Origin of the sequence: Acinetobacter kyonggiensis, from assembly GCF_900107285.1 — a bacterium.
Lineage (GTDB): Bacteria > Pseudomonadota > Gammaproteobacteria > Pseudomonadales > Moraxellaceae > Acinetobacter > Acinetobacter kyonggiensis.
In genome coordinates this window covers 1-1,182 of record NZ_FNPK01000072.1, presented here as the reverse complement: position 1 = coordinate 1,182, position 1,182 = coordinate 1, and the positions used below count along the sequence as shown (strand labels likewise).

1 protein-coding gene is annotated in these 1,182 nt (G+C 43.9%); it reads left to right on the top strand.

Annotated elements, in window-relative coordinates:
- The coding region (tuf, locus tag BLV99_RS17975) for an elongation factor Tu (protein WP_213030971.1) at positions 1-1,182 on the top strand (1,182 nt) is incomplete at its 5' end.

Sequence of the window (1,182 nt, the reverse complement as noted above, 5' to 3'; positions counted from 1 at the left end):
GCTAAGTTTGAACGTAATAAGCCACACGTAAACGTGGGCACAATTGGTCACGTTGACCATGGTAAAACAACTTTAACTGCTGCGATTGCAACAATTTGTGCAAAAAACTACGGCGGTGAAGCTAAAGACTACGCAGCAATTGACTCTGCACCAGAAGAAAAAGCACGTGGTATTACCATTAATACTTCACACGTAGAATACGATTCTCCAGTTCGTCACTACGCTCACGTAGACTGTCCAGGTCACGCCGATTATGTTAAAAACATGATCACTGGTGCTGCTCAAATGGACGGCGCGATCCTTGTATGTGCTGCGACTGATGGTCCTATGCCACAGACTCGTGAACACATCCTTTTGTCTCGTCAGGTTGGTGTACCGTACATTCTTGTATTCCTTAACAAGTGTGACCTTGTTGATGACGAAGAATTACTTGAATTGGTAGAAATGGAAGTTCGTGAACTTCTTTCTACTTATGACTTCCCAGGTGATGACACTCCAATCATCCGTGGTTCAGCGCTTCAAGCATTAAACGGTAACGAAGGTCCTTATGGCGAATCTGCTGTAATCGAATTGGTTGCTGCGCTTGATTCTTACATTCCTGAACCAGAACGTGCAATCGATAAAGCATTCCTTATGCCAATCGAAGATGTATTCTCTATCTCTGGTCGTGGTACTGTAGTTACTGGTCGTGTTGAATCTGGTATCGTTAAAGTTGGCGAATCAGTTGAAATCGTTGGTATTAAAGATACAGTTGTAACAACTGTAACTGGCGTAGAAATGTTCCGTAAATTGCTTGACGAAGGTCGTGCTGGCGAGAACTGTGGTGTTCTTCTACGTGGTACTAAGCGTGAAGACGTTCAACGTGGTCAAGTACTTGCTAAACCAGGTACAATCAAACCGCACACTAAATTCGATGCAGAAGTATACGTACTTTCTAAAGAAGAGGGTGGTCGTCATACACCATTCCTTAACGGTTACCGTCCACAATTCTATTTCCGTACAACTGACGTAACTGGCGCAATCCAATTACAAGAAGGCGTGGAAATGGTTATGCCTGGTGACAATGTAGAAATGTCAGTAGAACTCATTCACCCAATCGCAATGGACCCAGGTCTACGTTTTGCGATTCGTGAAGGTGGTCGTACAGTTGGTGCTGGTGTTGTTGCGAAAGTAACTGCATAA